Origin of the sequence: Streptomyces sp. NPDC089424 (genome assembly GCF_044749345.1) — a bacterium.
GTDB lineage: Bacteria > Actinomycetota > Actinomycetes > Streptomycetales > Streptomycetaceae > Streptomyces.
Window position 1 is genome coordinate 419446 of sequence record NZ_JBIVHU010000006.1, and the last position, 21652, is coordinate 441097.

Here is a 21652-nt window from a genome sequence, read left to right on the forward strand (position 1 = left end):
GGACCGCTGTCCGGGCCTGCGCCGAAGCCCCGCGGCCGGGCCTCGCGAACCGGCCGCTCAGGGGGTGCGCGGCACCGCGGAGACGGCCGGCCGGGAGTGGCCGGCGGACGCGGAGGGCGCCGCCGACGTGCCGTGCTCCAGGCCGGTCGAGGCAGGCGGCGGGACCGGGTCCTGACGCTGCGACGAGGCGCCCCGGTAGACCGCGGCGAAGGCCAGCACGACCATGCCGACACCCATCACGAACGCGAGCAGCCAGGCGACGGGGCGATGCCAGCGGACCTGTTTCCCGTAGGGCCCCGCGGGGCCGTCGGGGCCGTCGGGGTCGTCGAGGACCTCGTCGAAGTCGTCCAGGTCGTCGAAGTCCGGGTCGTGGCCGAGACCGCGGGGGTCGGGGTCGTACCCGTCGTCGTAGCGCTCGCCCCGGCCGTGTGCCCTGCGGGCCTCCGCCTCGGACGCCTCGGCCCTTGCCTGCGCCGCGGCCAGCAGGCGTTCGACGGCGGTCGGCTCGTGCACCGCGGCCGCCCGTACGAAGGCCTCGTCGAAGACCACGGAGGCGAACTCTTCGTCCGACACCCCGCGGTCGTGGTCGTCGTCGGGCTCCCAGCCGTCAGGGAACGGCGTGCCCCCCACGTCCTCCGGCACGTATCCAGAGTAGACCTGGGGGGTCAATTTGGGCAGACGGTATGGAAATTCATCCGGCCGCCGGGACCTCTCCCGGCCGCGTGCGCCGGGGTCGCGCGCCTCAGCGCCGTACGTGGCCGTCCCCGGTCACGATGTACTTGGTGCTGGTCAGCTCCGGCAGCCCCATCGGCCCTCGGGCGTGCAGCTTCTGCGTGGAGATGCCGATCTCGGCGCCGAAGCCGAACTGGCCCCCGTCGGTGAAACGGGTGGAGGCGTTGACCGCGACGGTGGTGGAGTCCACCAGCTGGGTGAAGCGGCGGGCGGCCTGCTGGGAGGTGGTCACGATGGCCTCGGTGTGGCCGGAGGTCCACAGCCGGATGTGCTCGACGGCCTTGTCCAGGGAGTCCACGACCGCCGCGGCGATGTCGTACGACAGGTACTCGGTCTCCCAGTCCTCGGCGGTCGCCTCGACGACGGTCGCCTTGCTGTCCTTCGCGTACGCCATCACCCGCTCGTCGGCGTGCACGGTCACCCCGGCCTCGGCGAGGGCTTCCAGGGCCAGCGGCACGAACCGGTCGGCGATGTCCCGGTGCACCAGCAGCGTCTCGGCGGCGTTGCAGACGCTCACCCGCTGCGCCTTGGAGTTGATCAGGATCTCCACGGCCGTGTCGAGGTCGGCGTCGGCGTCGACGTAGACGTGGCAGTTGCCGGTGCCGGTCTCGATCACGGGGACGGTGGAATCCTGGACGACCGTGCGGATCAGTGAGGCCCCGCCGCGCGGGATCAGCACGTCGACCAGGCCGCGCGCCCGCATCAGCTCGCGCACGCTCTCGCGGCTCTCTCCGGGCACCAGCTGCACCGCGTCGGCGGGCAGCCCGGCGCCGCCCACGGCGTCGCGCAGCACCCGTACGAGGGCGGTGTTCGACTCGTAGGCGGAGGCCGAGCCGCGCAGCAGGACGGCGTTGCCGGACTTCAGGCAGAGCGCGGCGGCGTCCACGGTGACGTTCGGGCGGGCCTCGTAGATGATCCCGACGACGCCCAGCGGCACCCGCACCTGGCGCAGGTCGATGCCGTTGGGCAGGGTCGAGCCCCGAACCACCTCGCCGACCGGGTCGGGCAGCGCGACCACGTCCCGGACGTCGGAGGCGATGGCCCGCACGCGCTCCGGGGTGAGGGTCAGCCGGTCCACGACGGCCTCACTGGTGCCGGCCTCGCGCGCCTTGGCCACGTCCTTGGCGTTGGCCTCGACGATCTCGTTCGTACGGACCTCCAGGGCGTCCGCCACCGCGAGCAGCGCGTCGTCCTTCACGGCCCGCGGCAGCGGCGCGAGGTCGGCGGCGGCGGCCTTGGCGCGGTAGGCGGCCCGGGTGACCGGGGACATGGAGTCGTACGGCGAAAGCGTGGTCATGAGGGAAGCGTAGTGCGCCGCACCGGCCGGTCCGGGGGTCATCCCAAACCCCGAGACACGCCCGCAAGGTCGTCAAAAGGGATGTACGCCCACGGGTGACGCGGGCAGCGGTCCGTAGCCCTCGGAGATGCGCTGGTGGTAGGTGACCCGGTCGATGACCTCCAGGCCGACGATCTCCCACGCCGGCAGCCCGGCGGTCTGGCGGTGCTCGCCCCACAGGCGCAGGGCGACGGCGGCCGCGTCGTGCAGGTCGCGGGCCTCCTCCCAGTACCGGATCTCCGCGTGGTCGTCGGCGTATCTGCTGGTCAGCAGGAAGGGGTGGTCGTGGGCGAGCTGTTCCAGGGCGCGCCGGAGCTCCGGCAGCGGGGCCGCCTCGCCGGAGACGCTGAGGGTGACGTGCCACAGCCGGGGCACGTCCTCCGGCTCCTCGCCCGGGTAGCGGTCACCGGCGGCGACGCTCGTGAGGGCCCGCTCCTCGCCCACGGGGCGGGAGGAGGCTCCACCGGCACCGCCGCGGGACGCTGTCCCAGGGCGCACTCGTCTCACGACGGCCTCCTTTACACGATGGTCGAGCAGGGGTCGAGCCATGCCCGTGCGGAATCTGCCTCTGAGACAAAGTTGAGCAGGCCCCACGGGATCGCGGGGCGGTTTTGCGGAACGTCCACCTCAGAGCGGCGGCTTTTGCGGGGCGTTCCCCCCGTTTTCGGCTGCGCGCCGGGCCGCGTCAGTGGTGCAGGATCACCAGGTCGTCGCGGTGGACGACCTCCCGCTCGTACGCGGGGCCCAGGTCGCGCGCCAGCTCCCGGGTGGAGCGGCCGATCAGCAGGGGGATCTCCTTGGCGTCGAAGTTGACCAGCCCCCGCGCCACCGCGCGCCCGCCGGTGTCCCGCAGTTCGACCGGGTCGCCCGCGCTGAACTCGCCCTCGACGGCGGCGATCCCGGCCGGCAGCAGCGAGGTGCGGCGCTCGACGACCGCGCGCACGGCGCCGTCGTCCAGCGTCAGCGCTCCCTGCGGTGCGGAGGCGTGCTGGAGCCACAGCAGCCGGTCGGCGGAGCGCTTGCCGGTGGGGTGGAAGAACGTGCCGGTGTCCTGGCCGTTCAGCGCGTCGGCGGCGTGGATCGCGCTGGTGAGGACCACGGGGATGCCCGCCGCGGCGGCGATCCGGGCGGCCTCGACCTTGGTGACCATGCCGCCGGTGCCGACGCCGGCCTTGCCGGTGCTGCCGATCTCCACACCGGCGAGGTCCGCCGGGCCGCGCACCTCCGCCAGCCGCGAGGTGCCGGGCCTGGCGGGGTCGCCGTCGTAGACCCCGTCCACGTCGGAGAGCAGGACCAGCAGATCGGCGTGGACCAGATGGGCGACGAGCGCCGCGAGCCGGTCGTTGTCGCCGAAGCGGATCTCGTCGGTGGCGACGGTGTCGTTCTCGTTGACGACGGGCAGGGCGCCCATCGCGAGGAGCTTGTCCAACGTGCGCGAGGCGTTGCGGTGGTGGGCGCGGCGGCTCATGTCGTCGGAGGTGAGCAGCACCTGGCCGACGCGGACGGCGTAGCGGGCGCAGGAGGCGGTGTAGCGGGCGACGAGCAGTCCCTGGCCGACGCTGGCGGCGGCCTGCTGGCGGGCCAGGTCCCGGGGACGGCGGCGCAGGCCCAGCGGGGCGAGCCCGGCGGCGATGGCACCCGAGGAGACCAGCACGATCTCCCGCTCACCACCGCTGCGGACCTTGGCGAGGACATCGACGAGGGCGTCGACCCGGTCCGCGTCCAGCCCGCCGGAGGCGGTGGTCAGTGACGAGGAACCCACCTTGACGACGATCCTGCGGGCCTCGTGCACGGCCTGCCTTGCCCCTGCCACCTTGCTCCGGGCCCCCTCGGTCGGTACGTGTGCCCCGGCCTCGCAATCTACGCGAAGCGGATCGCCCTGCGCGCATCGGTCCAGCGTCCGGACAGCGGGAGCGGCCCTAGACGGCCGGCTGTCCGGCGTCCTCCGGCTCGACCTCCTCCACGGCCCCGGCCGCGGCGCGCGACTCCTGGCCGAGATTGCGGGTCAGCGCCTTCAGCGCCAGGTCTCCCACCGCCGTGTTGAACTGGTCGATCGACTTCGGCTCGTCGGGCCCCAGCAGATACCGCTTCAGCTCCTTGCGGTCCTCGGCCAGTACGTCGGCCGCCGGGTCGCGGGCCGCCGCCAGCAGCGCGTCCAGCCCGGCGGCGTCGTTCGTGAGGATCACCGCGGCGCGCACGGCGGTGTTCTGCCGCCTGAACTCCTCGGCGCCCAGCCCGGCCGAGTCCGTCACCGCGTACGGCTTGCCGCTCGCGAGGAAGTCGGAGACCACGCTGGAGATGTCGGAGACCATCGCGTCGCAGACGTTGAAGCAGTCGTACAGACGCGGCTCGGCGCCCGTCACGACACGGTGCTCGTACGACGGGAAGGAGCGCCAGTAGGCCTCGTTCCGCTCGGCGCGCAGCCGGGCGACCTCCTGGTGCCGCGCGAGGTCGGTCATCCCCTCACGCGTGGCCTCGGCCTCGTCGCCCCGTGTCCTGCCGGTCCCGGCGGACAGTGCGGCGAGCCGGGCGTCGATGCGGGCGAGTTCGGCCCGGGCGGCGTTGCGCTCCGCGATGCCGGCGGTGTCGGTGAAGGCCGGGTCGGCGGCGCGCAGCGCGGATGCCTCCGCGACCAGCGCGGTGATCCGCCGGTGGGCCGCCTTGGCCTCGGCGCTGCGGGTGCCCGTGAAGGGGTGCGGCTTGTACAGCACGCGCACCGGGGGGTCGGCGGTGACCAGCCGCCGCACGATGTTCTCGCCCGCGCGCAGGAGCGAGGTGTTGCCCGGGTTGTCGTCCCAGCCCTCCCAGGTCGGGGCGTACAGCACGGTGGGCACGCGGTCCTCGTGCACGCCCTCCCAGGTCCGGATCGGCGCCAGCTGCGGGCGGCCCACCTCCACGACGTCCTCGTCGCGGACACCGACGTCGGCGAGCGCGTAACGGTCGCGGCCCGCGCGGCCGGCGGTCCACACCTCGTCGTACACCTTGCTGAACGGGTTGACGCTGGCCAGCTTGTCGCTGTCGCCGTGGCCGATGAAGACGTGCTTCATGGTCGGGACACGCAGCATGTGGATGTTCTTGCCGACGTTCGCCGCGTAGAGCGTGACCCGCACGGTGGACAGGTCCATGTTCATCAGATGCACGCCGCCGGGCACGCAGATCACGGGGACCGTGGTGGGCGCGAGGTTCTGCAGGATGACCCGCTCCCGCAGGATGACCAGCGGCCTGGTCTCCAGCCGCTCCATCGTCTCCAGCCACATGTTGACCTGGTACGCCGAGTCCTTGGAGCCGGAGAAGTACAGCACCGTCTCCGGCCGGTGGGCGCGCAGCCAGTCGTCGACGGCGGCCAGCACGGCGTCCGGGCGGTCCGGCACCCGCCGCCCGCGCACGTAGGGCATCAGCGCGAGGACGTAGCCGCAGCCCAGGATTAGCGTGACGCCGATGCCCACGAAGCCGGCCACGGCCGAGTCGGCGGCCGCGGAGATCAGCACGCCGACGAACGCGGCGAGGTCGAGGTGCAGCATCTTCTCCGCCGAGCGGTGCAGCAGGCGGCGCGGCGGGGCGTCGGGGACGCGGACCCGTGAGCCGAGATCGACGTTGCGGGTGGCGACCGGCAGCCGGCGGCGGTTGCGGATCAGGGTGACCAGGGCGCCGTGCGGGGCCTGGAGACCGTAGAAGCCGATGAAGCAGCCGACCGCGCCGTAGAAGAGCAGGTTGTCGGAGAGGGAGAGCCGGGCCAGCAGCAGGACCAGCAGCAGCTGCCGGATCAGGAAGCGGATCGACAGTCCGGCCCGGACCTTGCTGAGCCGGTTGACCAGGTAGCTGCCCCGGCGGTGCAGATAGTGGTCGGCCAGGTAGGTCACGGCGGCCGCGACGGCGAAGGCGGGGACGCTCGGCGCGAGCGCGGCCAGCATGAGGCAGGGGTAGCCGAGGAGCACGAGGGCCGCCGCGGCCAGCTCGGCCGTGCTGCCCACCCGGGCGACGCGTATAGCGGTGGAGATCACGAAGAACCTGCTCTGTCGAAAGGGGCCGGTCTTGGTCGACGTTCCGTACGGCTGCGCGTTCCGTACGGCTACCGGTGGGCGATCACGCCACGTCGTCCTGGCGGTCCAGGACCGTGGCCAGCGCCTGCTCGAACCCGGAGGCCGTGACGGCGCCGGCCGTCGGGTCCTGCTGGCGGACGTCGATGACGTGGCCGGTCAGCTCGGACAGCAGCACGTCGAGCGAGGTGCGCGCCACCGTCTCGGAGGTGAGCAGGGAGTGCGCGGGCTCGTCGCCGAAGGCCTTGGTGCGCATCGGGGTGGCGGTGCGCTCCGGGTTGACGCAGTTGACGCGGATGCCGTCGGCGGCCCACTCGTCGGACAGCGCCTGGGTGAGATTCACCATGGCCGCCTTGGTCGAGGAGTAGAGGGAGTACTCGGCGCGGCCGCGGGTGTAGCTGCTGGAGGTGTAGAGGAGCAACTGCCCCTCGGTCTCGGCCAGGTACTTGTACGCCGCCCGCGCGATCTGCACCGGCGCCAGGTAGTTGACCTTCAGCGCCTCCTCGATGGCGGCGTTCTCGGTCTCGGCCAGCTTGCCGATGCGCAGCACACCGGCGGTGTTCACGACGTAGTCGATGCGCCCGGTCTCGGCGTAGGCCCGGGACAGCGCGTCGTCGACCTCCTGCGGGTTCTCGACGTGCGTGCCGGTGGTGGAGCGGCCGAGGGCGTACACGTGCGCGCCGTAGGACTCGGCGAGTTCGGCGATGTCCTTGCCGATGCCGTACGAGCCGCCGAAGACGACGACGGTCCTGCCGGTGAGCAGTTCGCGGTAGTCGTCCGCGCCGATCTGCTCGGGCGCTGCGGTGGTGCCCAGCTGGAACAGCTTGTCGGCGATGAAGACGTCCACGGGCTGGGTGACCTTCATGTTGTACTCGTCACCCGCGACGACATGGATCGGCACGTCCGGCAGATAGCGCAGCACGACCGAGCAGTCGTCCGTGGCCTGGAAGTTGGGGTCGCCCGCCGCGACCTCGTAGGCGCGCCTGATCGTGGACAGTCTGAAGGCCTGCGGGGTCTGGCCGCGGCGCAGCCGGGCGCGGTCCGGGATCTCGGTGATGAACTCGCCGTCCTCGCCGTGCGTCCGCGTCACGATGATGGTGTCGGCGGACGGGATGGCGACGTCCACGGCCTGGTAGCGGTCGAGCGCGCCCACGCAGTCGTCGATGACGCGCCGCGACAGCAGCGGGCGCACCGCGTCGTGGAACAGGACGTTGAGGTCCTCGCCCTCGGCCAGGCCCTCGCCCAGCGCCGCGATGGCGCGCTCGGTCGTCTCGTTGCGAGAGGAGCCGCCCTCGATGACACGGGAGACCTTCCTGAACCCGGCCCTGGCGACGATCTTCTCGACGTCGGGCACGTAGCCCGGTGTCATCAGCACGATGACGTCGTCGATGGAGTCGGCCTTCTCGAAGGTGGTCAGGGTGTGCTCGATGACTGCCTTGCCGGCGATCTTCAGCAGCTGCTTGGGGATCGACAGACCCACGCGCTGACCGGTACCACCGGCCAGGATCACGGCGGTGGTTCGGGGCTTGGCTATGTGCTGTGACACAGGTGACCTACCTCGTGGCGACTGGGAACTCGCAAAGGGTCGCACTTGCGGTAACCGCTGTGCAAGGCGAGGGACGGCGGCCGAAAATGTACACGCAACCTGCCATTCACCTTGCACTTCCCGTGCCCCGCGCGACGTTCCCCGAATATGCGTGCAAATGTTGTGAGTAACTCCACAAGGAGTTGCGATCTTCGGGTGACGCGCGAGTTCCGCGCACGTTCACCGCAAGGAACGCGGGGAACTTCACCAATTCCCGGCGAGAAGTCCGGGAAACCGGACGCGACATGGCGGTGCCGCGGTACCGCACCCGCACCCCGGCCGCGCCGGACGGGAGAGATGGCTCACTCGGCGGGTGCGGCCGGTGCCGATCTTCACAGCCCGCGGAGAAGGAGTGCACGCGTTCTTCATATGCGTCACGGCTTCCTTGCGGGAGATCCAGGAATACAGCTCGCCGTGCGGTCCATTGGCCCGCAATTCACTGCCGGGGATTGCGGGGCATTTCGGTCCCGGCGAGCAGATGTGAGCGATTCGCCGTATCCGCGACGGAGTGGAGCGACTTCTCCGCAAGGCCGAGGAGTGTCTCGAACATGCCCATCGGGCCGATCTCGTCAGGGTCGTTCACAATCACAACGACAACCCGCTCCGAGCCCGGCCCTCGGGCCCGTTCCCCGGCCCCGGAAGGCGTCAGACCACCCGCACTCCGGGACGTCCGGCGTCCACCCGCAGCCGCGCCAGCGTGCTCGGCGTCGCCCGGGGGCCGAGCACGGTGTCCACGATCCGCACCTGAGCGTCGATGCCGTGGCGGCCGATGTCGAACAGGTGGTAACCGCGATGGGCGTGAAGTAGCCGTGCTGCCGGTTCTGGCACGACGCCAGGGCCAGGCGCAGGGTGCCGGCGGAGCTCAGGGGGTGGGGCGCGGTACGGGTGCGGCCGACGGGCGAGATCCTGCCGCCGGCGCGGAAGCGGTACCAGTACGGGCGGCCCGGGCGCAGCCCTCGTACGTCCACGTGGACGCTGTGCCCGTACTCGGGCCGGGCCTGCGCCACCCCGCTCCGCAGGGGCCGCCCGAACCGCTCGCTCTCGCCGATCTCCCACTCCACCGGCACGGCGCGGTCGGGCATGCCGTCGCCGTTGAGCGGGTCCGGTGCGAGCCGGGTCCACAGCACGACGCCGTCGGGGAGCGGGTCGCCGGAGGCCACACCCAGAGCGAACACGTTCTCGGGCAGCGGGGTCCCGGCGGCTCGCGCGGCGGACGGCCGCCACAGGGGCGGAGGCGGCGGCCCCGACCGTCCCGGCCGACGCCGCGACGAAGCGGCGCCGGTCGGGTGACACGGGTCCGGTCTGTGCGGTCGTCCTGCGGAACTCCCTTGGGGCGACGGCCTCTTGGACCCTTCGGAAGCTCCACGTCCGGTTGGTCCGCCCGCTGAACCCAGGGAAGCTCGTGCATGACAAGTGGGCAGACGGAAAGGGGCCCGTTGCGGCAAGGCGACGGCGCGTGAAAACGCCACCTTGCCGCAACGGGCCCTCGGACCTTCTGGAGCCCCCCGCGGGGCCGGCCGTCTAGAACGGCTCGAAGTCGTCGAACTCCTTCTGCAGCTCGTCCCGTTCGGCCTGCCGGTCGCGGCGCCGCTGCACGGCCGGGCGCTGCTCCTCCAACCGGTGGTCCTCGCCACGGCGGCCCAGCATCTCCGCACCGGCCATGACGGTCGGCTCCCAGTCGAAGACCACGGCGTTGTCCTCGGGGCCGATGGCCACACCGTCTCCGGACCGGGCGCCGGCCTTGACCAGCTGCTCCTCCACGCCGAGCCGGTTGAGCCGGTCGGCGAGGTAGCCGACCGCCTCGTCGTTGTTGAAGTCCGTCTGCCGCACCCAGCGCTCCGGCTTCTCGCCCCGCACCCGGTACAGCCCGTCCTCCTCGCGCACCACGGTGAAGCCCGCGTCGTCCACGGCCTTGGGCCGGATGACGATCCGCGTCGACTCCTCCTTGGGCCGGGCGGCACGCGCCTGCGCCACCAACTCCGCCAGCGCGTAGGACAGTTCCTTCAGCCCGGTCCGGGCCACCGCCGACACCGTGAAGACACGGTAGCCGCGCGCCTCCAGATCCGGCCGCACCATCTCGGCGAGGTCCTTGCCGTCCGGTACGTCGATCTTGTTCAGGACGACGATCCGCGGCCGGTTGTCGAGGCCGCCGTACTCGCGCAGCTCCGCCTCGATGACGTCGAGGTCGGAGACCGGGTCGCGGTCGGATTCCAGCGTCGCGGTGTCCAGCACGTGCACCAGCACACTGCACCGCTCCACGTGCCGCAGGAACTCCAGGCCCAGCCCCTTGCCCTGGCTCGCGCCCGGGATCAGGCCGGGCACGTCGGCGATGGTGTAGACGGTCGAACCGGCCGTCACCACACCGAGGTTCGGCACCAGCGTGGTGAAGGGGTAGTCGGCGATCTTCGGCTTGGCGGCGCTGAGCACCGAGATCAGCGAGGACTTGCCGGCGCTCGGGTACCCCACCAGCGCCACGTCGGCGACGGTCTTGAGCTCCAGCACGACGTCCTGGAGGTCGCCCGGCTCACCGAGGAGCGCGAAACCGGGCGCCTTGCGCCGGGCGGAGGCCAGCGCGGCGTTGCCGAGCCCGCCCCGGCCGCCCTGCGCCGCGACGAACGCGGTGCCGTGTCCGACCAGGTCGGCGAGGACGTTGCCCGCCTTGTCGAGCACCACGGTGCCGTCCGGCACCGGCAGCACCAGGTCCTGACCGTCCTTGCCCGAGCGGTTGCCGCCCTCGCCCGGCTTGCCGTTGGTGGCCTTGCGGTGCGGCGAGTGGTGGTAGTCGAGCAGCGTGGTGATCGACTGGTCGACGGTGAGGATCACATCACCGCCGCGCCCGCCGTTGCCGCCGTCGGGTCCGCCGAGCGGCTTGAACTTCTCACGGTGGACGGAGGCACAGCCGTGGCCCCCGTTACCCGCGGCGACATGCAGTTCGACGCGGTCCACGAAGGTGGTCATGGTGCGGTGCCTCCAGTTACATACGGGAATGTCTCTTGTACAACACGCGAAAGGCGGACCCGCTTCCCCGGAGGGAAGTGAGGCCCGCCTCGCGAAAGCTTCCGATCAGGCGACCGGAACGATGTTCACGACCTTGCGGCCACGGTGGGTACCGAACTCCACCGAACCGGCCTGCAGCGCGAACAGCGTGTCGTCGCCGCCACGGCCCACACCGGCGCCGGGGTGGAAGTGCGTGCCACGCTGGCGGACCAGGATCTCGCCCGCGCTGACGACCTGACCGCCGAAGCGCTTCACGCCGAGGCGCTGAGCGTTGGAGTCACGACCGTTACGGGTGGACGATGCGCCCTTCTTGTGTGCCATCTCTCCTCAGTCCCTTACTTCGCAGCCGCGGGGATCTCAGTGACCTTGATCGCCGTGTACTGCTGGCGGTGGCCCTGACGACGGCGGTAGCCGGTCTTGTTCTTGTAGCGCAGAATGTCGATCTTCTGGCCCTTGTGGTGGTCCACGACCTCGGCCTGGACCTTGATGCCGGCCAGCACCCACGGGTCGCTGGTCACAGCGTCGCCGTCGACAACGAGCAGGGTCGAGAGCTCGACCGTGTCGCCAACCTGGGCGGTGGAAATCTTGTCAACCTCAACGATGTCGCCGACAGCAACCTTGTGCTGGCGACCACCGCTGCGCACGATGGCGTACACGCGGATCTCACTCTCTCGCTCGGGAACGGCACCCCCGCAGTCCAGCCACCGACATACCGACCGGCAGCCTCTCCCGACCAACCGAGTGCCCGGGAGGAAGAGGGTTTACGGGGATGTGGCGTGTTCGATGGACACGCCGACGGTCAAGGTTACGGGGCGGTGGCCGAGGGGGTCAAACCGGGCCCCGTCGGGTGGGGTGTGCGGCCGGTCACCCGGACGCCCACCCCACCCACGGCGTCAGCCCTCGTCGGTCGAGACCGACACGGTCGGCTGGGACTGCTCGGCCGCCGCCGTCTTCTTCGACGTCGCCTTGGTGGCCTTGGCGGCGGTCGACTTGGCGGTGGACTTCGCCGCCGCCTTCTTGGCCGTCGCCTTCTTCGCGACCGTCTTCTTGGCCGCAGTCTTCTTGGTGGCGGCCTTCTTGGCCGTCGCCTTCTTCGCCGTCTTGCGCGCGGCCGTCTTCCTGGCCGGGGCGGACTCGTCGCCCTCGGTCCCGGCGACGGCCTCGGCGGCGGCCTCCCTGGCCTCCACGAGGGCCTGCTCGGCCTCGTGGGCGGCCTGCTGCGCGACCGGCTCCTGCGTCTCCGCCGACGGGACGACCAGCACGGCCGTCTCCTCCGACGCGGTCGGCGCGGTGGCCTTGCGGACCGCACGGCGGCGCGGACGGGCCGGGGCGGCCGCCTCGGCGGGCGTCCCGTCCTCCTCCGGCTGCGCCACGTCCGCCACCGGCGCGGCCTCCGGCTCGGGCGACGGCACGGTCTCGGCGGCCGTCACCACCGTCTCCGCCGACGCCGAAGCCGACGCCGAAGCGGGCGAACCGGCCGGTGCGCTCACCTTGCGGGTGGCGCGACGGCGCGTACGGCCCTTGGGCGCGGCCTCCTCGGCGAGGACCGGGGCGGCCTCGACCACCGGGTCCTCGACCGCCATCGGCTCGGCGTGCGCCGCGGCGGCCGGCTCCGGCCGCACCGGGCGCGCGACCTCCTCCTCGGCCGTCACGTCCTGGGCCGTGGGCACCTCCACGCCGGTCTCGCTCTTCGGCGCGGGCGCGCCCGCCGGAGCGGACGCCCGGCGGCTCGAACGACGGCGCGAACGACCGCGCGACGCGGCGGCCTCGGCCTCGGCGACGCTGCTGTACAGCTCCTCGTCCGGCGCGAACTCCGGCGACGCCAGCGCCAACGGCTCGGCGACCTCGGCGGCGACCTCGGACTCGGTCTCCGCCTCCTCCTCGACGGTCCCGCCCGCCACCGCCTCGTGCGTGTGCTCCGGGTGCTCGCCGCCGGCCCGGGCGCGCTTCTTGCGCTTGCCGCCGCCGGCGCTCGCCGTCGGCTGGTCCAGGTGCACGATGACGCCGCGCCCGTTGCAGTGGACGCAGGTCTCGGAGAACGACTCCAACAGGCCCTGCCCGACCCGCTTCCGGGTCATCTGGACCAGGCCCAGCGAGGTCACCTCGGCGACCTGGTGCTTCGTCCGGTCCCGGCCCAGGCACTCCAGCAGACGCCGCAGCACCAGGTCCCGGTTGGACTCCAGCACCATGTCGATGAAGTCGATGACGATGATGCCGCCGAGGTCGCGCAGCCGCAGCTGACGCACGATCTCCTCGGCCGCCTCCAGGTTGTTCCTGGTGACCGTCTCCTCCAGGTTGCCGCCCTGGCCGGTGAACTTGCCGGTGTTGACGTCGACGACGACCATCGCCTCGGTCCGGTCGATCACCAGCGAACCGCCGCTGGGCAGCCAGACCTTGCGGTCCAGCGCCTTGGCGAGCTGCTCGTCGATCCGGTAGGTGGCGAAGACGTCGACCTCGGAGGTCCACTTCGACAGCCGCTCGGCCAGGTCGGGCGCGACGTGCGCGACGTAGCCGTGGATGGTGCTCCAGGCGTCCTCGCCGCTGACGACGACCTTGGAGAAGTCCTCGTTGAAGATGTCGCGCACGACGCGGACGGTCATGTCCGGCTCGCCGTACAGCAGAGTCGGCGCGTTGCCGCTCTTCGCCTTCTTCTGGATCTCCTCCCACTGCGCCTGGAGCCGCTCGACGTCACGGCGCAGTTCGTCCTCGCTCGCGCCCTCGGCCGCGGTGCGCACGATGACGCCCGCGTCCTCGGGGACGATCTTCTTGAGGATCGTCTTCAGCCGGGACCGCTCGGTGTCGGGCAGCTTGCGGCTGATACCGGTCATCGAGCCCTCGGGCACGTACACGAGGTAACGGCCCGGGAGGGAGACCTGGCTGGTCAGACGCGCGCCCTTGTGGCCGATCGGGTCCTTGGTGACCTGCACGAGGACCGACTGGCCGGACTTCAGGGCGGACTCGATGCGGCGCGGCCCGTTGGCCATGCCCAGCGCCTCGAAGTTGACCTCGCCGGCGTACAGCACGGCGTTGCGGCCCTTGCCGATGTCGATGAAGGCGGCCTCCATCGACGGCAGCACGTTCTGCACCTTGCCGAGGTAGACGTTGCCGACGTACGAGGTCGACTGCTCCTTGTTGACGTAGTGCTCGACGAGCACGCCGTCCTCCAGGACGCCGATCTGCGTACGGTCGCCGTGCTGACGCACGACCATCACGCGCTCGACGGCCTCGCGGCGGGCCAGGAACTCGGCCTCGGTGATGATCGGCACCCGGCGGCGGCCCTGCTCACGGCCCTCGCGGCGGCGCTGCTTCTTGGCCTCAAGGCGCGTGGAGCCCTTGATGGACTGCACCTCGTCGGAGGGCTCGCCCTTCTCCCGCGCGGGGCGCGGCTCACGGACCTTGACGACCGTGCGCTCCGGGTCGTCGGCGGACGGCTCGGCGTCCGGACCGCTGTCACCGGCGCGGCGGCGACGACGACGGCGACGACGGCTGCTGGAGGACGAACCCCCGTCACCGGCGGACCTGTCGTCCTCGTCGGCGTCCTCCTCGAGCTGCTCGGCGGTGTCCTCGGCGTCCTGCGCCGCCTGCTCGGCGGCGAGTTCGTCGCCGTCACCGTCGGCGAAGTCACCGGACTCGCCCCGGCGGCGGCGCCGGCCACCCCGGCGACGACGGCGACGGGAGCCGGTCTCCTCGCCCTCGTCGTCCTCGACGGCGTTCTCGGCGTCGCCCTCCTCGGGCTCCTCCGTCTCGTCGTCCACGACGGTCTCGGCGGTCTGCGTCTCGGGCTCCTCCGCGGGCCCGGCACCCCGGCGCCGGCGGCGACGCCGCGACCCGGTCGGCTCCTCGGGGAACTCCTCGGCCTCGGGGGCCTCGTCCGCCGCCTCGGCGGCGGCCTCGGCGGCCGCACGCTCGGGCGTCTGGAACCTCGGCTCGGTGAACACCGGCGGCTGGAACACCGCGACCGCGGGGCGCGCCGGCGGACGCAGCGCGTCTCCCTCGCCGGCCCCCGACTGCGCGGGTGCGGCGAAGCCGGTGGCCGCCTTGCGCACCACCCGCCGCCGCGCACGACGCGTGGCACCGCCCTGGTCGGCGGCCTCGGCCTCGCCGCCCTCGGCGGACCGGAGGGACTCCGCGGGCGTGGGCTCGGGGGCTTCGGCGGCGGCTTCCCGGCGGCGGCGCGTACGACGCGGCGCGGCGGCCTCGTCGGCCTGCTCACCTTCGGTCCCGGTGCCCTGCTCACCGGTGGCCTCGACGGCCTCGGCCGTCTCGACGGGCTCGTCGGCGGAGTCGCCGGCCGGCTCGGCGGGCGCCGTCACGCGGCGCGTGGCCCGGCGACGGGTGCGGCGCGGAGCGGCCTCGTCGGTCGTCGCGGACTCCTGCGCGCCGGTCGCGGCCGGGGCCTCGACGGCGGGTGCGACGTCGTCCTGCGGCAGCGTCTCGGCGACGGCTGCGACGCCGTCCTCCTGAGGCACGGTCTCGGCGGCGGCCGGTGCGTCGGCGGGCGCGGAGACGCGGCGGCTCGCCCGGCGGCGCGTGCGTCCGGCGGGGGCGGGCTCCTCGACGGGCGCGGACTCCCCGGCGGCGGTCGCGGCAGGTGCGGTGGACTCGGTGGGCTCGGCGCCCTCGACGGTCACCGGGGCACCGGCGGGCGCGGACGCCCGGCGGGTGGCACGGCGGCGCCGCGGCGCCGCGGGCTCGTCGACGACGTGCGCGACCGCGCTCTCGTCCACCGTCTCGGCGGGCGCGGTGGTCGGCACCACGGTCTCGGCGGCCTCCGCGGTCACGGGCGTACCGGCGGGCGCGGACGCCCGGCGCGTGGCGCGACGACGCGGACGTCCGGCGGGCGCTGCCTCCTCGGGAGCCTCGGGCTGTGTGGTGGCCGCCTCGGCACCGGCCTCCTCTGTCTCGGAGGCCTCCAGTGCCTCCTCGACGTCTCCTGCCTCCTCGGAAGCCGCGGAGGAGAGATCGGTCGAGGCGAGTGCGTCGGCCTCGGCGGAGGGCAGGTCGCCCGAGGCGAGCTCGGCGGCCTCGGCGGCCGGTATGGCCGGCTCCACCGTCTCCGCGGGCGTCCCGGAGGTGTCGACCGGCGGGCCCGCCGGTCGGGAAGCGGCCCGGCGCCGACGACGCGGCGGCAGGGTGTCGCTGGGTGTATTGAGTTCGGAACCCTCGGCGGGTTCGATCGGCTCGAGCATGCGGGCGTTTCTCCCGTCAGGCTCCCGGGCGCCGCACCTGGTCCGGCAGTGGTGCCGGTGACGTCCGCGGCTCGCGCGATGCGCGACTGCCGCCGTCCGGGGCGCGGGCGCCGCACGGGAGCTCTCTGTTGTCCTGTCTCGCCGGTTCCGTACGCCGTGTTGCGTACGGCCTGGCGAAAGTCTTCTGGTCGGTGCGCCGCCCGACCCAGGTGGCTCCCGAGTACGAGGGCTGCGCTACGACGTCCGTCCTACGCGGGACCCGCCTCGCGGTCAGGCGCGAGCGGGTCTGTCACCGTGCCGGTCTCTTCATCGAACAGCCCCTGCGCCAGCCTGGTCACCGCTGCGGGGACCGGCGGCGCCAGGTCGGCCACGGCGCGGAGACCGGACAGGACGTCGTCGGGTCGTACGGCAGGCGTCACGTGCCGAACAACCAGCCGCAGTATCGCACAGGGCTGGTCGGTCGGCCTATCAGCCTGCGAAAGCTGCGTTTCCGAAGCCGTACCGCCGTCACCGCTCTCGAGGCTCACGACGGCCGGCCGGGCGTCGAAGGTACGGACGCCGTTCTTGGTCATCCGCTGCACCTCGACGGCCTCGGCCGCGTTGAACGCGGCCACGGCGCGCGCGGCCTCGGCCGGGTCCACACCGATCAGGCGCAGCTCCCAGACGGAGGCCGTCAGCCGGTCGGCGAGGCCCGGCGTACGGGCCTCGACCGCGTCGACGATGTCGAGCCCGGTGGGCAGCGACTCGTCGAGCAGGATCCTGAGCTTGTCCGGATCGCGCGGCGCGGTGAGCGCGATCTCCAGGTACTCCGCCTCACTGCCCGTGCCGGTGGGTGCGGCATTGGCGTACGACACCTTCGGGTGCGGGGTGAACCCCGCCGAGTACGCCATGGGCACCTCGGCGCGGCGCAGCGCACGCTCGAAGGCGCGCTGGAAGTCACGGTGGCTGGTGAACCGGAGGCGGCCGCGCTTGGTGTAGCGCAGTCGGACGCGCTGCACCGCGGGTGCCGGCGGCGGGCCTTCGGGCTGTCGCTTGCCCAGTGTCTCAATCCTTCGTGAGAGCGGTCGTACTGCTACCAAGAGTACGTGTCTCGGCGGCCACAGGTTCCCGCCGGGCCACCGTCCGCGGCTGCCGGGCCCCCTCCTGCGGCTGCCTGGCCGCCTCCCGCGGCCGCCGGGGCTCGCCGAGGAGCATCCGCCGCAGGTCGGCCCGCGCCTGCCGCACGCTCGCCCGCGCCGACGCCAGGGCCTGCCGGGAGGCCCGTGCCGCGGCGCGCAGCGCCTCGCCCACCGGCCGCAGGACCGCGTCCCGCACGAGATGACCGGCGGGCGTGAGCACACGCGCGTACACCCAGCGCGCCGGATCCACGAGGATCCACCGCAGGAGCGTCCCGAGGAACCGGCCCACGGCGCGCGAGACATGCCCGGCCACCCGCCAGGCATGCCCCAGGGCGGCCCCGACCTCCCGCCCGACGACCGCGAGCACGTGCCCGACGGGCACCAGGACCCAGCGCCACACCGCGAGCGCGGGCAGCACGAACAGGATCCGGCAGATCCAGTACAGGGCCATTCCGACGCCCGTGAACAGCATGCCCACGAGCCGTACGAGCCCCGTCAGGCACCACACGATCGCCCGCCCCACCGGCGCGAGCACCCACGTGTACAGCAGGACGGCGGGCGCGACCAGGAGGTGGCGCACCAGCCACGCCACGGCGGTGAACACCCCGGCACCCACGGCGGCGAGCACGGCCCCGACGCCCCTGAGGACCCACATGGCCCCGTGTCCGAGGGGCGTGAGCACGCGCGCGTACACCCATGCACACCCGGCGGCGAAAACCCGGCCGACGGGGGTCAGGACGTATCGGTACAGCCATCCGCACGGCACGACGACGAGCACGTTCGCGAGCCAGGCGAGCGCCCGGCCCGCGGGCACCAGGACCCAGCGCCACAGCGCGACGAACGGCCACACGAACACCGCCCGCCCCAGCCACAGCAAGGCCCGCCCCACCGGCCTGAGCACCGTGTCGTTCAGGAACCGCCCCGCGACGACCAGCACGTCCCAGACCATGCGCACCGGCAGGACGAGGACGAGCATCACGATCCGCACCGGCACGCGGATCGCGACCGCGAGGCACCCGTCGGGCGGCGGCTGAGCTGGCGGTTTTTCCGGATCCATACCTCTGTGGACGCCACCGGACGGCCTTCGGATGCGTCGCGCCCCGAAAACCTGCTGACCGGAGCGATACAGGTGGAGGTTTTGGGAGACACGGGTGATTGACGATGGTTGGTGATGATATGCCCGACAACGAGCCCGGGACCGAGAGAGTCCCGGCACCGGAAGCGATGCGGCAGGCGTCCGAGCAACTCGCGGAGCTGCTCGGCCGGCGACCCGAGTCCGTCTCCGCGCTGAAGCCCACGGACGACGGCTGGGAGGCCGAGGTCGAGGTCCTCGAACTGGAGCGCATCCCCGAGACGACGAGCGTGATGGCCAGCTACGAGGTGGCGATGGACCCGGCCGGCCGGCTGCTGGCCTACAAGCGCAGGCGGCGCTACACGCGCGCCCAGCTCGACCGCAACGAAGGGAGCAGATCGTGACTGTGACGCCGGGCGGCGGTGCGGTGCCCGCCCCCAGTTCGGGCTCCGGGAACCTCTACGACGTACTGGAGTTGGTCCTGGACCGCGGTCTGGTGATCGACGCGTTCGTCCGGGTCTCCCTGGTCGGCATCGAGATAGCCAAGATCGACGCCCGTATCGTCGTGGCCAGCGTGGACACGTATCTGCGCTTCGCCGAGGCATGCAACCGACTGGACCTGGAAGCGGGCCGCAAGGCCCCGGCCCAGCTGCCCGACGTGATGGAGCGCGTCACCGAGGGCGGCGCCAAGGGCAAGAGCAAGGGCGCGCTGACCGGCGCCGTCGAAGCCTTCACGGAGTCCCTGCAGGGCGGCCGCGACGAGATCGAGAGCGGCGAACGACCCCGGCGCGGCAGGAGTGAGCGGCGGGAGCGGGAACGCGAACCGGTCGAGCGGAGCGAGCGCCGTTCCTCCAAGGACCGCGAGGAGTGAGCGATGTCCCTGTACGTCTACGCCATCACCAAGACGTCGCACCCCCTGCGCCTCGACGGCCTCAAGGGCGTCGGCGAGGGAGCCTCCGAACTGCGGGTGGTGCGCGGCGACTCGCTGTGCGCCGTGGTCAGTGAGGCCCCCGCGGACCTGTCGGTGGCCCGCCGGAACCTGGAGGCGCACCACACGGTGCAGGAGCGGCTGTGGTCCGACGGCGTCTCGCTGCCGTTGGGCTTCGGGTTCGTCGCCCAGGACGACGACGCGGTACGTGTCGTCCTGGAGCAGGGCGCCGACCAGTACACCCAGCGGATGGCGGAACTCGCCGACCGGGTGGAGTTCAACGTCAAGGGCGTGCAGGACGAGGACGCGCTGCTGCGGCGGATCATCGAGGAATCCGACCGGATAAGGGAGTTGAACGAGGCGACCCGCGAGGGCGGGCGTCCCGAGGAGCGGATGGAACTCGGCCAGCTCGTGGCCCAGGAGGTCCAGGCCCGCGAGGAGGCGCTCGCCACCCAGGTCGTCACCGCGCTGCGGCCCTTGGCGCAGGCGGAGAGCCTGTCCCCGTCCTCGGAGCAGTACTTCGTCAACGCCTCGTTCCTGGTGGACGACGAGAGCTCCGACGACTTCACCGAGGCCTGCGGGGAGCTCGCCGGGCAACTGCCCGAAGGGGCCGAGCTACGGCTGCGCGGTCCTCTGCCGCCCTACAGCTTCGCCTGACACCCGACGACGGCACTTGCCGCACGACACAAGGAGGCACCGTGGGACTGGTCTTCGAGGTCCTGGCACTGCCCTTCGCACCGGTGCGAGGCGTGGGCTGGGTGCTCGACAAGGTCGTTCAGGCCGCGGAGAACGAGTACTACGACCCCACCCCCATCCAGGCGGCACTCGCCGACCTGGAGCGGGCGCGCACGGAGGGCCGTATCGACGAGGAGGACTTCGCGGCACGCGAGGAGGAACTGCTGGGGCGGCTGGAGGAGATCAGGCTGTACCAGCTCGGAAGGTCGGCATCATGAGCAACGCCAAGATCGGAGCCGCCCTCGTCGGCGGCTACCTGCTGGGCCGTAACAAGAACGCCAAGGCCGCCCTGGGGCTCGCCATGGCCATCGCCGTGAAACGGGCGAAGGCCGGAGACCTCGCCGAGGTCATCGCACCCGTGCTCGGCAACCTCAACCAGCAGGCCCGCAATGAACTGGCCGGTGCCACCAAGGCCGCGGTGGGCTCCGTACTGAACGCCCAGGCAGGCCACCTGGCCGACGCCCTGCACCAGCGCACGGCAGGACTGCAGGGGCTGGCGGAGCAGACGGGGCAGACGGGGCAGAAGGGCAAGCGGAGCCAGGACGCGGACGAGGACCGCGACGACGAGCGCGACGAGCAGGACACGCACGACGAGCAGGACGAGCACGACACGCACGACGAACGGGACGACGAGGAACCGCGCGAGGAGGAGCGGCGGCCGCGGCCCAAGGCCAAGAAGACGGCACGCCGGCCCTCGTCGCAGTCGAAGTCCGGCAGCGGGGCGCCGCGCAGGACGTCCTCACGGTCCGGCGGTTCCTCGAGAGCGAGGGAGTCCGACGATGACTGACGGCAAGACGTCCGGACGTGGCTCGCAGGGCGGTACGGGACTTCTGAAGAGCCCCGGCGGCAACAAGCTGGTCGAGGAACTCGGCAACTACGCCGAGGCCCGTCTGGAACACACCCTGACCGGCGTGGGGCACAAGATGGGCGCCGCGGCGACCCGGATCGGCTCCGCCCACGTGGGGCCCGGCCCGCTGGTCCACGCCCTCGGCAAGGGCGGCAAGCTGCTCGGCGGGCAGGTGGCGTCCCAGGCCAAGGACACCGCCACGCACGCCAAGGACGCCGTGACGGACAAGCTCAAGGAGGCGACCGGGCACAAGCACGGGGCCTCGCACGGCGGCGGCGGCAAGAGCATCACCATCATCGAGGACATCGACGTCGGCGTCCCGGTGCGCGAGGCGTACGACCAGTGGACGCAGTTCACGGAGTTCGGCCGGTTCACCAAGGGCGTGGTCAGCGTCGAGCAGAAGGACGACACCACCACCCAGTGGCAGGTCAAGATCGCCAAGGCGAGCCGGGCGTGGACCGGGACGATCACCGAGCAGGTGCCCGACGAGCGGATCGCCTGGACCTCCGAGGGGGCCAAGGGCACCACACGGGGCGTGGTCACCTTCCATCCGGTGGCCGAGAACCTGACCAAGGTCCTGCTGGTCCTCGACTACTACCCCAAGGGCCTCGTCGAGAAGACCGCCAACGTCTGGCGGGCCCAGGGCCGCCGTACCCGGCTCGACCTGAAGCTGTTCCGCAAGTTCGTGATGCTGCGCGGAGAGGCCACGGGCGGCTGGCGCGGAGAGATCCGCGAGGGCGAGGTGGTCCGGGGCCCGGACGAGGAGGCCGAGGGCGAGGAGCGCGACGACCGCGAGGCCCGGGGCGAGGACGAGGAAGACGAGGAGGACGAGGAGGACGGCGAGGACGAGGCACAGCCGGAGGACCGCTACGACGTGCGGGACGAGGACGAAGAGCAGGACGAGGACGAAGAGCGCGACGAGGACGAGGAAGACGACGAGGACCGGGCGTCGTACGACGACTACGACGACGTGGACGACTTCGAGGAGGAGGACGAAGAGCCCGAGGACCGCGACGAAGAGGAACCCCCGGCCGAGAGCCGTCGGCGGAGCAGGTAGCCGGCGCGCCGAGCCGCTT

19 protein-coding genes and 1 pseudogene are annotated in these 21652 nt (G+C 72.3%); 6 read left to right on the forward strand and 14 right to left on the reverse strand.

The genetic code is table 11. The features are described 5' to 3' along the window. Window positions 1–57 precede the first annotated feature (57 nt). From ACIP2X_RS26775 to ACIP2X_RS26840, 14 genes and pseudogenes are all read right to left on the reverse strand, one after another. Window positions 58–669, reverse strand: coding sequence for a hypothetical protein (locus ACIP2X_RS26775; protein WP_401677140.1), 612 nt, complete (start codon window positions 667–669; stop codon window positions 58–60). 73 nt (window positions 670–742) lie between these two features. Continuing rightward, complete coding sequence (locus ACIP2X_RS26780) at window positions 743–2029, reverse strand: glutamate-5-semialdehyde dehydrogenase (RefSeq protein ID WP_401677141.1); 1287 nt, start codon at window positions 2027–2029, stop codon at window positions 743–745. Between the two features lie 72 nt (window positions 2030–2101). Next, window positions 2102–2617, reverse strand: a complete 516-nt coding sequence (locus ACIP2X_RS26785; protein WP_401677143.1) for a hypothetical protein — start codon at window positions 2615–2617, stop codon at window positions 2102–2104. Window positions 2618–2753: 136 nt separating this feature from the next. Then, complete coding sequence (gene proB, locus ACIP2X_RS26790; RefSeq protein ID WP_401677145.1) at window positions 2754–3881, reverse strand: glutamate 5-kinase; 1128 nt, start codon at window positions 3879–3881, stop codon at window positions 2754–2756. A 106-nt stretch (window positions 3882–3987) separates the two neighbouring features. Beyond that, entirely contained in the window at window positions 3988–6069 is a 2082-nt protein-coding gene (locus ACIP2X_RS26795; protein WP_401677147.1) for a hypothetical protein, read from the reverse strand. Window positions 6070–6151: 82 nt separating this feature from the next. Then, entirely contained in the window at window positions 6152–7651 is a 1500-nt protein-coding gene (locus ACIP2X_RS26800) for an SDR family NAD(P)-dependent oxidoreductase (protein WP_401677149.1), read from the reverse strand. A 684-nt stretch (window positions 7652–8335) separates the two neighbouring features. Next, window positions 8336–8518 carry a hypothetical protein gene (locus ACIP2X_RS26805; RefSeq protein WP_401677260.1) on the reverse strand — a complete coding sequence of 61 codons (183 nt, stop codon included), beginning with the start codon at window positions 8516–8518 and terminating at the stop codon, window positions 8336–8338. Further along, window positions 8479–8983: pseudogene (locus ACIP2X_RS26810) on the reverse strand (alkaline phosphatase D family protein); the annotation flags it as partial. The gene ACIP2X_RS26805 and the pseudogene ACIP2X_RS26810, both read right to left, overlap by 40 nt. Before the next feature lie 228 nt (window positions 8984–9211). Next, window positions 9212–10648: a GTPase ObgE gene (obgE, locus tag ACIP2X_RS26815; RefSeq protein ID WP_401677151.1), complete on the reverse strand. Its 1437-nt coding sequence runs from the start codon at window positions 10646–10648 to the stop codon at window positions 9212–9214. Window positions 10649–10753: 105 nt separating this feature from the next. Next, window positions 10754–11008 (reverse strand): 50S ribosomal protein L27, encoded by a 255-nt coding sequence (gene rpmA / locus ACIP2X_RS26820; RefSeq protein WP_365448950.1) that lies wholly within the window; start codon window positions 11006–11008, stop codon window positions 10754–10756. Window positions 11009–11022: 14 nt separating this feature from the next. Continuing rightward, window positions 11023–11343, reverse strand: coding sequence for a 50S ribosomal protein L21 (gene rplU, locus ACIP2X_RS26825; RefSeq protein ID WP_007449531.1), 321 nt, complete (start codon window positions 11341–11343; stop codon window positions 11023–11025). A 237-nt stretch (window positions 11344–11580) separates the two neighbouring features. Next, a complete protein-coding gene (locus tag ACIP2X_RS26830) occupies window positions 11581–15876 on the reverse strand; it encodes a ribonuclease E/G (RefSeq protein WP_401677154.1) in 4296 nt (1431 codons plus the stop codon). Between the two features lie 248 nt (window positions 15877–16124). Continuing rightward, window positions 16125–16874, reverse strand: a complete 750-nt coding sequence (locus ACIP2X_RS26835) for a TIGR03936 family radical SAM-associated protein (RefSeq protein ID WP_401677156.1) — start codon at window positions 16872–16874, stop codon at window positions 16125–16127. A gap of 46 nt (window positions 16875–16920) precedes the next feature. Continuing rightward, window positions 16921–18051 (reverse strand): hypothetical protein, encoded by a 1131-nt coding sequence (locus tag ACIP2X_RS26840; RefSeq protein WP_401677158.1) that lies wholly within the window; start codon window positions 18049–18051, stop codon window positions 16921–16923. Window positions 18052–18170: 119 nt separating this feature from the next. Between ACIP2X_RS26840 and ACIP2X_RS26845 the strand changes: the two genes are divergently transcribed. From ACIP2X_RS26845 to ACIP2X_RS26870, 6 genes are read left to right on the forward strand one after another with little or no spacing between them, the layout of a single operon-like run. Continuing rightward, the gene (locus tag ACIP2X_RS26845; RefSeq protein WP_401677160.1) at window positions 18171–18470 is read left to right on the forward strand and encodes a gas vesicle protein; all 300 of its coding nucleotides are present in this window, start codon (window positions 18171–18173) and stop codon (window positions 18468–18470) included. After that, window positions 18467–18937 (forward strand): gas vesicle structural protein GvpA, encoded by a 471-nt coding sequence (locus ACIP2X_RS26850; RefSeq protein ID WP_401677162.1) that lies wholly within the window; start codon window positions 18467–18469, stop codon window positions 18935–18937. The genes ACIP2X_RS26845 and ACIP2X_RS26850 overlap by 4 nt, the downstream gene beginning before the upstream one ends. 3 nt (window positions 18938–18940) lie before the next feature. Further along, on the forward strand, window positions 18941–19651 hold the full coding sequence (locus tag ACIP2X_RS26855) for a GvpL/GvpF family gas vesicle protein (RefSeq protein ID WP_401677164.1): 711 nt from the start codon (window positions 18941–18943) through the stop codon (window positions 19649–19651). A gap of 41 nt (window positions 19652–19692) precedes the next feature. Beyond that, on the forward strand, window positions 19693–19947 hold the full coding sequence (locus ACIP2X_RS26860; protein ID WP_401677166.1) for a gas vesicle protein GvpG: 255 nt from the start codon (window positions 19693–19695) through the stop codon (window positions 19945–19947). Beyond that, on the forward strand, window positions 19944–20516 hold the full coding sequence (locus tag ACIP2X_RS26865; RefSeq protein ID WP_401677168.1) for a hypothetical protein: 573 nt from the start codon (window positions 19944–19946) through the stop codon (window positions 20514–20516). The genes ACIP2X_RS26860 and ACIP2X_RS26865 overlap by 4 nt, the downstream gene beginning before the upstream one ends. Next, complete coding sequence (locus tag ACIP2X_RS26870; protein WP_401677170.1) at window positions 20509–21633, forward strand: SRPBCC family protein; 1125 nt, start codon at window positions 20509–20511, stop codon at window positions 21631–21633. Before ACIP2X_RS26865 ends, ACIP2X_RS26870 begins: the two co-directional genes overlap by 8 nt. Window positions 21634–21652 lie beyond the last annotated feature (19 nt).

Bases quoted from the DNA above. Each gene is read 5' to 3' on its own strand.
- ACIP2X_RS26785 (WP_401677143.1), bottom strand. From the start codon at position 2,617: ATGGCTCGACCCCTGCTCGACCATCGTGTAAAGGAGGCCGTCGTGAGA.
- ACIP2X_RS26865 (WP_401677168.1), top strand. From the start codon at position 19,944: ATGAGCAACGCCAAGATCGGAGCCGCCCTCGTCGGCGGCTACCTGCTG.
- obgE (WP_401677151.1), bottom strand. From the start codon at position 10,648: ATGACCACCTTCGTGGACCGCGTCGAACTGCATGTCGCCGCGGGTAAC.
- ACIP2X_RS26780 (WP_401677141.1), bottom strand. From the start codon at position 2,029: ATGACCACGCTTTCGCCGTACGACTCCATGTCCCCGGTCACCCGGGCC.
- ACIP2X_RS26855 (WP_401677164.1), top strand. From the start codon at position 18,941: ATGTCCCTGTACGTCTACGCCATCACCAAGACGTCGCACCCCCTGCGC.
- ACIP2X_RS26870 (WP_401677170.1), top strand. From the start codon at position 20,509: ATGACTGACGGCAAGACGTCCGGACGTGGCTCGCAGGGCGGTACGGGA.
- rpmA (WP_365448950.1), bottom strand. From the start codon at position 11,008: ATGGCACACAAGAAGGGCGCATCGTCCACCCGTAACGGTCGTGACTCC.
- ACIP2X_RS26830 (WP_401677154.1), bottom strand. From the start codon at position 15,876: ATGCTCGAGCCGATCGAACCCGCCGAGGGTTCCGAACTCAATACACCC.
- ACIP2X_RS26845 (WP_401677160.1), top strand. From the start codon at position 18,171: ATGCCCGACAACGAGCCCGGGACCGAGAGAGTCCCGGCACCGGAAGCG.
- ACIP2X_RS26840 (WP_401677158.1), bottom strand. From the start codon at position 18,051: ATGGATCCGGAAAAACCGCCAGCTCAGCCGCCGCCCGACGGGTGCCTC.